General features: G+C 50.5%; 13 protein-coding genes. 12 read left to right on the top strand and 1 reads right to left on the bottom strand.

Features of this window, described 5'->3' with window-relative positions; all coding sequences use genetic code 11:
- Positions 1 to 36 precede the first annotated feature (36 nt).
- The 11 genes from mazG (at position 37) to rpoS (ending at position 10183) form a co-directional block, all read left to right on the top strand.
- A complete protein-coding gene (mazG, locus tag BZG77_RS06725) occupies positions 37 to 831 on the top strand; it encodes a nucleoside triphosphate pyrophosphohydrolase (RefSeq protein WP_077646659.1) in 795 nt (264 codons plus the stop codon).
- A gap of 155 nt (positions 832 to 986) precedes the next feature.
- Positions 987 to 2621 (top strand): CTP synthase, encoded by a 1635-nt coding sequence (locus BZG77_RS06720; RefSeq protein WP_021022090.1) that lies wholly within the window; start codon positions 987 to 989, stop codon positions 2619 to 2621.
- Positions 2622 to 2695: 74 nt separating this feature from the next.
- Positions 2696 to 3994 (top strand): phosphopyruvate hydratase, encoded by a 1299-nt coding sequence (gene eno / locus BZG77_RS06715; protein WP_077459783.1) that lies wholly within the window; start codon positions 2696 to 2698, stop codon positions 3992 to 3994.
- Between the two features lie 159 nt (positions 3995 to 4153).
- The gene (gene ftsB, locus BZG77_RS06710) at positions 4154 to 4432 is read left to right on the top strand and encodes a cell division protein FtsB (RefSeq protein WP_021022088.1); all 279 of its coding nucleotides are present in this window, start codon (positions 4154 to 4156) and stop codon (positions 4430 to 4432) included.
- 42 nt (positions 4433 to 4474) lie between these two features.
- Entirely contained in the window at positions 4475 to 5188 is a 714-nt protein-coding gene (gene ispD, locus BZG77_RS06705; protein WP_274532599.1) for a 2-C-methyl-D-erythritol 4-phosphate cytidylyltransferase, read from the top strand.
- Positions 5188 to 5667, top strand: coding sequence for a 2-C-methyl-D-erythritol 2,4-cyclodiphosphate synthase (gene ispF, locus BZG77_RS06700; RefSeq protein WP_077646658.1), 480 nt, complete (start codon positions 5188 to 5190; stop codon positions 5665 to 5667). The genes ispD and ispF overlap by 1 nt, the downstream gene beginning before the upstream one ends.
- A complete protein-coding gene (truD, locus tag BZG77_RS06695; RefSeq protein ID WP_077646657.1) occupies positions 5664 to 6695 on the top strand; it encodes a tRNA pseudouridine(13) synthase TruD in 1032 nt (343 codons plus the stop codon). The genes ispF and truD overlap by 4 nt, the downstream gene beginning before the upstream one ends.
- Positions 6679 to 7416 (top strand): 5'/3'-nucleotidase SurE, encoded by a 738-nt coding sequence (gene surE, locus BZG77_RS06690; protein WP_077459780.1) that lies wholly within the window; start codon positions 6679 to 6681, stop codon positions 7414 to 7416. Before truD ends, surE begins: the two co-directional genes overlap by 17 nt.
- Before the next feature lie 85 nt (positions 7417 to 7501).
- Positions 7502 to 8122, top strand: a complete 621-nt coding sequence (locus tag BZG77_RS06685; RefSeq protein WP_077459779.1) for a protein-L-isoaspartate(D-aspartate) O-methyltransferase — start codon at positions 7502 to 7504, stop codon at positions 8120 to 8122.
- Between the two features lie 34 nt (positions 8123 to 8156).
- Positions 8157 to 9104 (top strand): peptidoglycan DD-metalloendopeptidase family protein, encoded by a 948-nt coding sequence (locus tag BZG77_RS06680; RefSeq protein WP_077576438.1) that lies wholly within the window; start codon positions 8157 to 8159, stop codon positions 9102 to 9104.
- Positions 9105 to 9208: 104 nt separating this feature from the next.
- On the top strand, positions 9209 to 10183 hold the full coding sequence (gene rpoS, locus BZG77_RS06675; protein ID WP_077576439.1) for an RNA polymerase sigma factor RpoS: 975 nt from the start codon (positions 9209 to 9211) through the stop codon (positions 10181 to 10183).
- A gap of 134 nt (positions 10184 to 10317) precedes the next feature.
- On the opposite strand, the gene mutS is transcribed toward rpoS, so the two are convergent.
- The gene (gene mutS / locus BZG77_RS06670) at positions 10318 to 12864 is read right to left on the bottom strand and encodes a DNA mismatch repair protein MutS (RefSeq protein ID WP_198532397.1); all 2547 of its coding nucleotides are present in this window, start codon (positions 12862 to 12864) and stop codon (positions 10318 to 10320) included.
- A 139-nt stretch (positions 12865 to 13003) separates the two neighbouring features.
- Between mutS and BZG77_RS06665 the strand changes: the two genes are divergently transcribed.
- Positions 13004 to 13489, top strand: a complete 486-nt coding sequence (locus BZG77_RS06665; protein ID WP_021022082.1) for a CinA family protein — start codon at positions 13004 to 13006, stop codon at positions 13487 to 13489.
- The last annotated feature ends 28 nt before the right edge of the window (positions 13490 to 13517 follow it).

The raw sequence follows: 13517 nt of genomic DNA, 5'->3' as shown, positions 1-13517 counted from the left end.
TTCGACAGGGCGTTTTTTTCATGAAGGAACCTTCTTATGGCGTCAATTGACAACTTACTGACGATCATGGCGACCTTACGCGACCCTAATCATGGTTGTGACTGGGACAAGGCACAAACCTTTGCCTCTATCGTGCCTCATACCTTAGAAGAGGCGTACGAAGTGGCTGACGCCATCGAGCGTGAAAACTGGTCTGACCTAAAAGATGAGTTGGGCGACCTTCTTTTTCAAATTGTGTTCTACAGTCAATTAGGGCGCGAACAACATCGATTTGATTTTGACGATGTCGTCAGTGCGGTGTGCGATAAGCTCACGCGTCGTCACCCTCACGTATTCGGTCCTAAAGATGCGGACGGGAAGCCATTAAGCTCGCCTGATTGGGAAGGTATTAAGGCGCAAGAGCGCGCAGAGAAAATGCCCTCAACCCAATCCTGCAGTCTATTAGATGGCGTGACTCAGGGGTTGCCCGCGTTAACTCGCGCCCACAAGCTACAAAAACGATGTGCAAGGGCAGGGTTTGATTGGCCAACCGTGGCGCCGGTTATCGCGAAAGTGCGAGAAGAGCTGGAAGAGGTCGAACATGAATTAGCACAGACACCGGTTGACGCAAACCGTGTGGAAGACGAAGTTGGCGATCTTTTGTTTGCTGTCGTCAATGTCGCGCGCCACCTAGGCACGGATGCTGAGCAGGCGTTGCGCGCAGCYAATCAGAAATTTGAACGTCGCTTTCGTGGCGTTGAAAATCAATTACGTGATAATGGAAAAAATATTCAACAATGTCAGCTGGATGAACTAGAATCGGCGTGGCAAGCGGTTAAAAAAGACGAGTAAGGCAATATCCTGTAATTGGCATAATTGATTTGTGACAATTAAAAACACCAGGGTGTGTGGTAGCTTTCACATTGTGGGAGTCAGTGGGGTCTGGTATCATAATATCCCGTCCAGAACTTCATTTATTTCCTCTAAATCCAACTCTCAGGTTTAGCATGACGACGAACTACATTTTTGTTACGGGCGGTGTTGTATCCTCCCTCGGTAAGGGTATTGCTGCAGCCTCATTAGCAGCCATTCTTGAAGCGCGTGGCCTTAACGTCACCATCATGAAACTCGACCCTTATATTAACGTGGATCCAGGGACAATGAGCCCTACCCAGCACGGAGAAGTATTCGTCACGGAAGACGGCGCAGAGACCGACCTTGATCTCGGTCACTATGAGCGCTTCATTCGCACTAAAATGACCAAGCGTAATAACTTTACCTCTGGCCGTGTTTATGCGGATGTACTGCGCAAAGAGCGCCGTGGAGACTACCTGGGGGCGACGATTCAGGTGATCCCACATATTACCAACTCGATCAAAGATCGCATCGTCGCAGGCGGTGAAGGTCACGATATTGTGATCGTCGAGATCGGCGGAACGGTCGGTGATATTGAATCATTACCATTTTTGGAAGCGATTCGTCAGTTGACGGTAGACGTGGGCCGCGAACATGCCATGTTCATGCATCTGACATTAGTGCCTTACTTGGCTGCGGCAGGCGAAGTAAAAACCAAGCCGACCCAGCACTCAGTAAAAGAGCTTCTGTCGATTGGTATTCAGCCGGATGTGCTGGTATGCCGTAGTGAGCGTCCAATTCCTGCCAATGAACGCGCTAAGATTGCGCTGTTCTGTAATGTGGCGGAAAAAGCGGTCATCACCATGAAAGACGTCGACTCTATCTACAAGATCCCATCGTTGATCCGTTCGCAAGGGTTGGACGATTTGGTCTGCAAGCGCTTTGGCATTGAAGCCGTAGAAGCTGACTTGTCTGAATGGGAGCAAGTGAGCTACGAAGAAGCCAACCCAATGGGTGAAGTCACCATTGGTATGGTCGGTAAGTACATTGAATTGCCGGATGCGTACAAGTCCGTCAATGAAGCGTTAAAACATGGTGGGTTGAAAAATCGTCTGACCGTCAACATCAAGTACGTGGATTCACAAGATCTTGAAACCCGCGGCAGTGAAATGCTGAAGGACTTGGACGCGATTCTCGTCCCTGGTGGATTTGGTGACCGCGGCATTGAAGGTAAGATCCTTGCGGCACAATATGCACGTGAAAACAATGTGCCGTATCTGGGTATTTGTCTTGGTATGCAGGTGGCGTTGATTGAATACGCACGTAATGTCGCCGGCATGGAAGGCGCTAACTCGACTGAGTTTAGCCAAGAAAGCCCTTATCCTGTCGTTGGCCTGATCACTGAGTGGGTCGATGAAGAAGGCAAAGTGGAAGAGCGTAGCGAGACGTCAGATCTTGGTGGCACCATGCGCCTAGGCGCGCAGCTTTGCCACCTTGCCGAAGGCTCTAAAGCGCATCAGCTCTACGGCAATACCCAAATCCATGAGCGCCATCGCCACCGTTATGAAGTGAATAATCTGCTACGTCCTAAGCTAGAAAAAGCAGGATTGTCAGTTTCTGGTCTGTCTGCCGATAAAAAGCTGGTAGAGATCATTGAAAACCCAGCACATCCTTGGTTCGTGGCGTGCCAGTTCCATCCGGAATTCACTTCAACGCCGCGTGATGGCCATCCACTGTTTGCTGGATTTGTTGCTGCGGCAGGCAAAAAACAGCGCGGTGAGCTATAAACGACATTCGAGCGGTAGCCCAGAAGGCGGCCGCTCTTTATTTTTAAAAACAATGACAGACGAGAGGAATCACAATGTCTAAGATCGTTAAAGTTCTAGGTCGTGAAATTATTGATTCACGCGGTAACCCTACCGTTGAAGCGGAAGTTCACCTAGAAGGTGGTTTCGTTGGTATGGCAGCAGCTCCTTCTGGTGCATCTACGGGTTCTCGCGAAGCACTAGAACTGCGTGATGGTGATAAGTCACGTTTCATGGGTAAAGGCGTACTGAAAGCGATTGAAGCTGTGAATGGCCCAATCGCAGAAGCATTGCTGGGTAAAGACGCTAAAGCGCAAGCGGATATCGACCAAGTGATGATCGATCTCGACGGTACCGAGAACAAATCTCAGTTCGGTGCTAACGCTATCCTCGCGGTTTCTTTGGCGAACGCCAAAGCGGCGGCAGCGGCAAAAGGCATGCCTTTGTTCGAGCATATCGCTGAGCTAAACGGTACTGCGGGTCAGTTCTCTATGCCTCTGCCAATGATGAATATCCTGAATGGTGGTGAGCACGCGGATAACAACGTTGATATCCAAGAGTTCATGATCCAGCCAGTCGGTGCTAAGACGCTAAAAGAAGCGCTGCGTATCGGTGCAGAAGTATTCCACAACCTTGCCAAAGTACTGAAAGCCAAAGGCCTAAGCACTGCTGTTGGTGACGAAGGTGGTTTTGCGCCTAACCTAGAGTCAAACGCAGCAGCACTCGCTGCGATTAAAGAAGCGGTTGAGCAAGCAGGCTACGAGCTGGGTAAAGACATTACTTTAGCAATGGACTGTGCAGCGTCTGAGTTCTATGACAAAGAGCAAGGCATCTACAACATGAAAGGTGAAGGTAAAACCTTCTCTTCAGAAGAGTTTAACCACTATCTTGCTAAGCTGGCTGAAGAGTACCCAATCGTGTCTATCGAAGACGGCCTCGACGAGTCTGATTGGGACGGCTTTAAGCACCAAACCGAACTGCTGGGTGACAAGCTTCAGCTGGTCGGTGATGACCTGTTCGTGACTAACACTAAGATCCTGAAAGAAGGCATCGACAAAGGTGTGGCGAACTCTATCTTGATCAAATTCAACCAGATCGGTTCATTGACTGAGACGCTGGCTGCAATCAAGATGGCGAAAGACGCTGGTTACACGGCGGTTATCTCTCACCGTTCAGGCGAAACTGAAGACGCAACCATCGCTGACTTAGCGGTGGGTACTGCAGCAGGCCAAATCAAAACCGGTTCGATGAGCCGTTCAGATCGCGTTGCTAAGTACAACCAGCTTATCCGCATCGAAGATGCGCTGGGTGAAAAAGCACCGTTTAACGGTCTAAAAGAAGTGAAAGGCCAATAATCGGCACTTAGACACTTTTATTAGAAAAGCCGCGCCGTTTAACGGCGCGGCTTTTTTTCGTTTAGGAAAACCATGACACCAGCGACCTGATCCGCTAGCCTATGCGACTAGAATGCTATTGTGCAAATACGTCGAGCCGATATAGGAAGGAGTACAGGTATGAGGCTGCTATCGGTTGCGCTGTTTCTCACGCTTGTTTGGCTACAATACGATTTATGGTTAGGCAAAAATGGTGTGACAGATTACTGGCAAATTGAAGCCAATGTCGCCGTGCAGCAGCAGGCCAATCAAAAACTCGTGACGCGTAATCAACAAATGTACGCGGAGATTGCGGATTTAAAACGCGGTCAAGAAGCGATTGAAGAGCGCGCACGTAACGAGCTTGGCATGATCAAACCCGACGAAACATTTTTCCGATTGGTCGATACAAGACAATAACCGATTACCGCCTGCAGGCGGTACTAACAAAGAAGATAACTTGTGGTCGAACAAACCTCTTTGCAGCCTGGCGCTTTGCGGTCGGGTATCAGTGCCGTGGTCCCTGCCGCCGGGGTGGGACGGCGAATGCAGGCTCACTGTCCTAAACAATACCTTACTTTAGCAGGCAAAACGCTGCTTCAACATACCGTTGAGCGCTTGCTGGCACACCCTGCGATTAGTTCGGTGGTGATTGCGATTAGCGCTAACGACGGTTACTTTGCGCAAACTGGCCTTGGTGAGCATGCCGATGTGCAGGTTGTGACCGGGGGGCTAACTCGCGCAACCTCTGTACAAGCTGGATTAGCAGCGGTGACAACTCAGTGGGTCATGGTGCATGATGCGGCACGACCGTGTGTGACGCATGCAGACATTGATGCGCTGATCGCGCACGCGCAATCTCATCAAGACGGAGCCTTATTGGCGGCGCCAGTGAGAGACACGATGAAGCGTGCGAATAACGATGGACAAGTGGCACATACGGTTGAGCGCGAAGCGCTTTGGCATGCCCTGACGCCACAAATGTTTTTAACTCAAACACTAAAACGCGCACTGGAAATAGCCGGTGATCAGGTCACCGATGAAGCTTCCGCGATTGAAGCGATCGGCGGACATCCGATTTTGGTGCCTGCGAGTGCTAGCAATATTAAGGTCACCCATCCAGAGGATCAGTGGCTTGCAGCGTTTTACCTTTCACAACAAGAAGGCCAAGCATGATGCGAATTGGACACGGCTTTGACGTGCATAAATTTGGGGGCGATGGCCCGGTTATTATCGGTGGGGTGGCAGTGCCTTATGAGCAAGGACTGATCGCGCATTCAGACGGTGATGTTGCCCTCCATGCGTTATGTGATGCTTTACTGGGCGCGATTGCCGCCGGCGATATTGGCCAGCATTATCCAGATACCTGTGAAGAATGGGCTGGGGCCGATAGCCGGATGTTACTGCGAGACGTTTACACCAAAGTACGAGCGAAAGGCTATCAGCTCGGGAATGCGGATATCACCATTATTGCCCAAGCACCTAAAATGGGCCCGCATATTCAAGCGATGCGTGCGGCGATCGCAAAAGACTTGTGCGTGGAAATGGGCGCGGTCAACGTCAAAGCGACGACGTCAGAGCGTCTTGGTTTTACTGGCCGTAAAGAAGGCATCGCGTGCGAAGCCGTTGTCTTATTGAATAAAGAGGCTCTATGACAGACTTACTGGCACCTTTAGCGTACTTACATGGTCAGCCGACACAGTCCGGGACCTTAAAAGCCTCTCCAGACGATTTTATTGTCTCAGAATCCCTCGGTTTTACGCCATCTGGTCAAGGCGAGCACTTTTTAGTCCGAATTAAAAAGCGGGGTGAAAACACGCAATACGTAGCTAACGAACTGGCAAAAGCCTGTGGTGTTACCTCGCGCCAAGTCAGCTGGGCCGGTTTAAAAGATCGCCATGCGGTAACAGAGCAATGGTTCAGCGTTCACCTGCCAGGAAAAGATGATCCGGATTTAGCGGCGTTTGTCGAGACCCATCCGGGTGTTGTCAGTATCGAGGGCACCGCACGGCATCAACATAAACTACGTCCGGGTGATTTGATTGGTAATCAGTTTACGCTCTGTATTCGTCAGCTTACCGATCCGCAAGCATTGCTCCCTCGTCTTGAAGCCATTGCTAAAGAGGGCGTCCCTAATTATTTTGGCGCTCAGCGATTTGGTCGCGAGGGCAACAATGTGGCGATAGCTCGTGCTTGGGGGCGTGGAGAGCGCAAAGTCCGAGATAAGAGTAAACGTAGTTTTTATCTCTCAGCTGCGCGTGCGTTGTTGTTTAATCAAGTGGTTTCTGCGCGATTAAAGGCTGGCTTGTTTGACCAGACACTGGCTGGTGATTTATGTATGGACGAGCAAAAACAAACGTATACGGTCGAGGCCGGTCTTCAAAAGCCAACCATTACTGCACCGATGACGGGTGATAATGCTTTACCGACCACCGCTGACGCCGAGCAGTTTGAGTTAAATGTGGTAGAACAAGAGCCAGATTTATTGGCGGTGATTCGCGATAATCGCATGCGTCATGACCGTCGCCTAATACGTTTACTGCCTCAGGCCATGACGTGGTCGCACGATACCGATACCTTGACCGTCAGTTTCTTTTTACCTGCGGGGGCATTTGCGACAGCGGTGATGAGAGAAGTTGTGATTGCAAATGAACAAGGAGAGCGTGATGCGCATATTGATTAGTAACGATGACGGCTACCATGCGCAAGGGATCCAAACATTGACCGAGGTGTTATCGAGTATTGCTGATGTCGTAGTCGCCGCGCCGGATCGTAACTGCTCAGGGGCCTCCAACTCGTTAACGTTGGAAAATCCATTACGGGTACGTGAACTGGGCCCCCAACGTTATGCGGTTCAAGGCACCCCGACGGATTCGGTCCATTTAGCCCTGCGGGAGCTGTTGCCGTGGGAGCCCGATTTTGTGATTACAGGGATCAATCATGGGGCGAATTTGGGTGATGACGTACTGTACTCGGGGACGGTCGCTGCGGCAACAGAAGGCTTTTTCCTCGGCGCGCCAGCAATCGCAGTCTCACTTTGTGGTCATCAACACTTTGACACTGCGGCACATGTGGTGAAACAGTTTTTAGCGAAAAACCAGCGTCATGAGGCGCCGAACCATCGTTTGATCAATATTAATGTGCCGGATGTGCCTCTTGACCGTCTTGCGGGTTGGAAAGTGACCCGTCTTGGCGCCCGCCACCACGCAGAAGATGTGATAAAACAAGGCGATCCGCGAGGTAAACCGATATACTGGATTGGCGCGCCGGGTAAAACACAAGACGCAGGACCAGGAACCGACTTCCACGCGATTTCTGAGCAGTTTGTCTCTATCACACCACTGCAAGTGGATTTAACCGCTCATGATACGCTAGGTGTGTTTTCGCAATGGCTGACTGAGTAGTCCCCTCGCGTGCCATACTGGGCTAGCCGCAATGAGGCGGCAGCCTTATTTATCGATTCAAACTCAGTGATAAAGGAAGCAGACGTTGAGTCAAGCGCAATCACTTATTCAATTTTTGCAACAACAAGGTGTGACAAACACTGACGTTTTAGATGCCATGCAAGCCGTGCCCAGACATTTATTTGTCTCTGAAGCCATGACCCACCAGGCCTACGGAAACAATGCGTTACCGATTGGTTGGGGACAAACCATTTCACAACCTTATATTGTGGCTAAGATGACATCGCTACTCAATTTGCAACGAGATAGTCGCATTTTGGAAATTGGCACTGGGTCCGGTTATCAAACCGCCATCCTCGCGAACTTGGTCGATCATGTTTATTCTGTCGAACGGATTAAACAATTACAAATGCTGGCCAAACGGCGCCTTAAACAGCTGGATATTTATAACGTTTCCACCAAGCATGGAGATGGTTGGCAAGGTTGGCCGAGTAAAGGACCGTATGATGCTATTATGGTCACCGCGGCAGCCGCCAACATTCCGGAGGCTTTGTGTGAACAACTTAATGATGGCGGTGTGATGTTGATTCCCATTGGTGATGCTGAGCAAACGCTGATGAAAGTCACGCGTGACGGAACGAGATTCGACACCGAGATGGTTGAATCGGTTAAATTTGTTCCCCTTGTTGCGGGCGAACTGGCATAAACTGCCTGAGCGATGGAGCTGTGTTTTAAAATAGATGAAAATCGCGCTTTTTCTGTCACTATTAGTTTTTTTATCTGGTTGTTCCTGGCGAGGACCGGCACCGGTATCCAGTGTGACGCCCGATTACACCAGTGTGGACAGAGGCAGCTATCGCGGTAGCTATTATGAAGTGAAAAAAGGCGACACGCTTTACTACATCGCTTACATCACGGATCGCGATATTGACGATATCATCGAGCATAATAATTTACAGCCTCCTTACACCATTTACCCCGGGCAGACACTGGCATTGTGGAAGCCCGCTTATCAGCGTCCCAATGTGGCTAAATCGCCTGCTAGGGACCAATCTTCCTCATCTTCTTCTGCTGCCGAGGTCGTCGCCAATGGCGCTTCTGTGGCCGCTGCCACAAAAGCCACTGCAAGTGCTGCGTCGGTAGCAGCATCTTCTAGAAAAGGCGCCGATCCTGGCAAATTTGAGGGGAAAAAGAAGTCAAAAACCGCGACTCAACGCACAAAAGACGTTGAATCGGACCCTTCAGCGGGGTACAGTCAAGTAAAAGAAAAAAGTAAAAAAGTTGTTAATAAGCGGACCGCTAGCGTATCTAACCAACAGATTACCTGGCAATGGCCAGCAAAAGGCCGAATGGTGTCCCGATTTTCTAGTACAGAGCGAGGCAATAAGGGCATAGATATTGCCGGGCAACGAGGACAACGTATTCAGGCAGCGGCAGATGGAAAAGTCGTTTACGCCGGAAGCGCGCTTCGAGGTTACGGTAAATTAATAATAGTGAAACACAATGATGATTATCTAAGTGCGTACGCGCACAACGATTCGTTTTATGTTTCAGAAGGCCAAGCTGTCACGAAGGGGCAAAAAATAGCTTCAATGGGCAGTTCTGGTGCAAACAGTGTTCGGTTGCATTTTGAAATTCGCTACAAAGGAAAATCGGTCAATCCGTTGCATTATCTGCCAAAGCGTTAGCACAGGGGCAAAACCAAAGTGATAACGCTGCAGCCACCGATGTGACGGGGCCGGTTAAAGCAGAAACACATTCTGCTTTGCTGCTACGTCATAAGGGAGGCGCTATGAGCCAAACAAATACCGCAAAAAAACTGGACGGCTTGAATCAAGACGTGGAATTGGACACCGTTGAGGCGCAAGCCACAGAGGTGGCCGAAGAAGTCGAAGAGGCTGTTCAGCAACAAGCAGCCACGTCCAAAGCCTCTGATGCCACCCAACTTTACCTAAGTGAAATCGGCTTCTCACCACTTCTTACTGCCGAAGAAGAGGTGCTTTATGCACGTCGAGCGCTACGGGGTGATGAGGTTGCGCGCAAACGTATGATTGAGAGTAACCTGCGATTGGTGGTTAAAATTTCGCGTCGTTACTCGAATCGGGGGCTAGCGTTATTGGATCTGGTTGAAGAAGGGAACCTTGGACTGATCCGTGCCGTAGAAAAGTTTGACCCAGAGCGCGGCTTCCGTTTTTCAACCTATGCAACCTGGTGGATTCGCCAAACCATTGAGCGTGCCATTATGAACCAGACGCGTACCATTCGTCTGCCTATTCATGTCGTCAAAGAGTTGAATGTGTATTTGCGTACTGCCCGTGAATTAGCGCAAAAGCTAGATCATGAGCCGACAGCGGAAGATATTGCCGCGCAGCTTGATAAGCCGGTTGAAGATGTAAATCGTATGCTCCGCCTCAATGAACGTATTGGCTCTGTGGATAATCCGATTGGTGGTGACTCAGAAAAAGCGCTGTTGGATATCATCCCTGACGAAAAGCAGGATGGCCCTGAATACACCACGCAAGACGATGATATGAAGAAATCGATTGTGCAATGGCTACAGGAGCTGAATCCGAAGCAACGCGAAGTGTTGTCGCGCCGGTTTGGTCTTCTGGGACATGAAGCCTCTACGCTGGAAGATGTTGGGCGTGAAATTGGCCTAACCCGTGAGCGGGTTCGTCAAATTCAAGTGGAAGGCCTACGTCGTTTACGCGACATGCTGACCCATCAAGGGCTAAGTATTGAGTCGCTCTTTAATGTTGAACAATAGACAATACTACCCAAATCATAGCGCAACATTAAAACGGGATAGCAAAGGCTGTCCCGTTTTTTGTTGTGCGGTCATCGATGCTTTGGTGATGATTAACGCGCGATAATCAATGCGAATGGCTTCACCTGGCGTGATTAACGTGATTGCTGCAATGCTTTAAGGGCATAAAGTGCATCTAAGGCCTGACGCGGGGTCATTTCATCTGGATTGAGTGCATCAATTGCATGATCTAATTCACTGGGCTCGGGGAGCAAAGGCAATTGCGTCGGTGTTATTTTACCGACCGACTGTTTGGTATTTGCCGTGTGCTGGCCGCTTTGCTCAAGTTGGGCCAGCTTATGTTTGGCGCGGCGAATGACGGGTTTGGGAACCCCGGCCAGGCTTGCGACTGCTAAACCATAAGATTTACTGGCTGCTCCCTCTTGTACCGCGTGCATAAAGGCGATTTCATCGCCATGCTCCATCGCATCTAGATGAACGTTGACCAAGCCTTCCATTTGTCCTGGCAGTTCGGTGAGCTCAAAGTAATGTGTGGCAAATAGGGTCATGGCATGGATTTTTTCTGCCAGCCACTCGGCACTGGCCCATGCTAAGGACAAGCCATCATAAGTACTGGTGCCGCGTCCAATTTCATCCATTAACACCAAGCTGTTGGCCGTGGCATTGTGAAGAATGTTCGCGGTTTCTGTCATCTCTACCATAAATGTCGAACGCCCTGAGGCAAGGTCATCGGACGCGCCAATACGGGTAAAGATACGATCAACAGGTCCAATGCTGGCGTGCTCCGCGGGCACATAGGCACCGATATGACTTAGCAAGGTGATCAAGGCTGTTTGACGCATATAGGTGGATTTACCCCCCATATTCGGACCGGTAATGATCAGCATGCGGCGTTCAGGATTTAATGTGATCGGGTTGGGGATAAATGGATCCGTCATGACCTGCTCAACCACCGGGTGTCGACCCGCTTCGATATCGATCCCCGGTTGTTCGGTCAATATTGGGCGATGATAGTTGAGGCTATCAGCACGCTCCGCGAGGTTACACAATACATCCAACGCGGATAACGCCTCTGACGCTTGCTGTAATCGCGCCAAATGTGGCAGTAACTGATCAAACAATTCGTCCCATAAGCGTTTTTCGAGCGCCAACGCATTAGACCGAGAGCTTAATACTTTGTCTTCATGCTCTTTTAATTCTGGGATGATGTAGCGCTCGGCATTTTTAAGCGTTTGACGGCGAATATAGTGCGCAGGTACCCGATCACTTTGCGCGCGGCTGATTTGAATATAAAAACCATGCACCTGGTTATAACCCACTTTCAGCGTGTCGATGCCATGTTGCTCGCGCTCGCGGGTTTCTAGTTCTTCTAAGTAACGTGATGCGCCTTCGGACAGGTCGCGCCACTCATCCAGTTCCGCGCTGTACCCTGACGCAATCACGCCGCCATCACGGATCACTACCGGTGGATTGTCGACGACGGCCCGCGTGAGTAGATCGTGTAACTCCGGCATCGGAGTGGTGGCTTTTTGGTGATCGGAGAAGGCACTGTGGTCAAGCTCGGTGAGCAATGTTTGCACCTCAGGTAGCTGCGCCAATGCAGTACGTAGCCTTGCCATATCACGCGGGCGCGCTGAACGCATGGCCAAGCGAGCAAGGACACGTTCAATGTCTCCCACCGGCTTGAGGGCGTCGCTAAGATCCGTGTACAAGCTATTGTCTAGCAGGGTGCCAATGGCATCTAAGCGCTGATTGAGCACTTGGCGATCGCGCAAGGGTTGATGTAACCAGCGTTTGAGTAAACGGCTGCCCATCGGTGTCGTGGTTTTGTCTAGCACCTCGGCCAGCGTGTTATCGGTGCCACCGGCGAGATTTTGGGTGATTTCTAAGTTACGTCGTGTTGCAGCATCAAGCACGACAGAGCTATCTTGCTGATCTTTAACAATGGCACGAATGTGAGGCAGTGCAGTACGCTGCGTTTCTTTAGCATATTGTAAAACACAGCCTGCCGCGCTTAGCCCAAGAGAGCAGTCCTCGACGCCAAAGCCAACTAAATCGCGCGTACCAAACTGGCCGGTCAATTGGCTGCGTGCCGTGTCTAAATCAAACTCCCATATTGGACGGCGTCTTGCACCGCGGCTCACCGATAAGAGATCGGGGTAGGGGAAGTCCTCTGGATACAAGAGTTCGACAGGCTGAGTACGCTGCAATTCCGCCTGCATCTGCTCATAGGTTGTCGGCTCAGTCAGAACGAATCGCCCAGAGGTGATATCTAAGGTTGCAAAGCCAAACTGGTCGTTATCGCACGTTAATGCGGCCACTAGGTTGTCGACGCGTTCACTCAGCAATGCCTCATCAGAGACGGTACCCGGTGTCACGATGCGTACCACCTGGCGCTCAACCGGGCCTTTACTGGTGGCAGGATCACCAATTTGCTCGCAAATGGCAACGGGTTCACCCAATTGCACCAACTTGGCCAAATAGCCCTCCACGGCATGATAGGGCACGCCTGCCATGGGGATCGGTTCACCGCCTGAACTGCCGCGTTTGGTCAACGAAATATCTAATAATTGAGAGGCGCGTTTGGCATCGTCGTAAAAGAGTTCGTAAAAATCTCCCATACGATAAAAGAGCAGCTCTTCAGGATGCTGCGCTTTAAGTTTGAGATACTGTTGCATCATGGGAGTGTGCTTTTCGAGCGCTTGTACTGTCACGACTAGACCTGCAAAATGGAACGTTAAGGGCGTTAGAATACGTGATCGGACCGCAAGGGGTAAAGTTGTGGTGCAGGTTTCTCAACCCAATAAAAAGGAGTGCGCAGTGGACCCTTTATTCTCATTGGCAAAGCGTTTGGGTGATGCCCTATTGGATACAGAATTAACCGTGACTACCGCGGAGTCATGCACCGGCGGCGGTATTGCCTATTGCCTGACCGATGTGCCAGGCAGCTCGCAGTGGTTTCAGCAGGCATGGGTTACCTATAGCAACACCGCAAAGCAAGCATTAGTTCATGTCCCCACGGATTTACTGGCCCAGTATGGCGCAGTGAGCGAACCTGTGGTCAGCGCGATGGCGGAAGGTGCATTGGCCGAGGCTAACGCAGGATTAGCGATTGCGGTCAGTGGTGTTGCAGGACCGAGTGGTGGTAGCGATGATAAACCGATCGGTACTGTTTGGTTTGCTTGGGCGTGGCACAATGGTGAAACGGATAGTGAAGTATGTCATTTTGATGGTGATCGGCGCGCCGTGCGTGAACAAACCATTGAACATGCACTCTCATTTGCGCTACAGCGATTGTCGCCATAATCGGAGGCGTGTCGCATCCGATAGATTT

Origin of the sequence: Salinivibrio sp. IB643, assembly GCF_001996105.1 — a bacterium.
In the GTDB taxonomy this organism is placed as follows: Bacteria; Pseudomonadota; Gammaproteobacteria; order Enterobacterales; family Vibrionaceae; genus Salinivibrio; species Salinivibrio costicola.
This window is presented reverse-complemented; position numbering and strand designations above follow the sequence as displayed.

What these genes read in the sequence shown, in the direction of transcription:
- BZG77_RS06720 (WP_021022090.1), top strand. Translation starts at nt 987, where the DNA reads ATGACGACGAACTACATTTTTGTTACGGGCGGTGTTGTATCCTCCCTC.
- eno (WP_077459783.1), top strand. Translation starts at nt 2,696, where the DNA reads ATGTCTAAGATCGTTAAAGTTCTAGGTCGTGAAATTATTGATTCACGC.
- ftsB (WP_021022088.1), top strand. Translation starts at nt 4,154, where the DNA reads ATGAGGCTGCTATCGGTTGCGCTGTTTCTCACGCTTGTTTGGCTACAA.
- ispF (WP_077646658.1), top strand. Translation starts at nt 5,188, where the DNA reads ATGCGAATTGGACACGGCTTTGACGTGCATAAATTTGGGGGCGATGGC.
- truD (WP_077646657.1), top strand. Translation starts at nt 5,664, where the DNA reads ATGACAGACTTACTGGCACCTTTAGCGTACTTACATGGTCAGCCGACA.
- surE (WP_077459780.1), top strand. Translation starts at nt 6,679, where the DNA reads ATGCGCATATTGATTAGTAACGATGACGGCTACCATGCGCAAGGGATC.
- BZG77_RS06680 (WP_077576438.1), top strand. Translation starts at nt 8,157, where the DNA reads ATGAAAATCGCGCTTTTTCTGTCACTATTAGTTTTTTTATCTGGTTGT.
- rpoS (WP_077576439.1), top strand. Translation starts at nt 9,209, where the DNA reads ATGAGCCAAACAAATACCGCAAAAAAACTGGACGGCTTGAATCAAGAC.
- mutS (WP_198532397.1), bottom strand. Translation starts at nt 12,864, where the DNA reads ATGATGCAACAGTATCTCAAACTTAAAGCGCAGCATCCTGAAGAGCTG.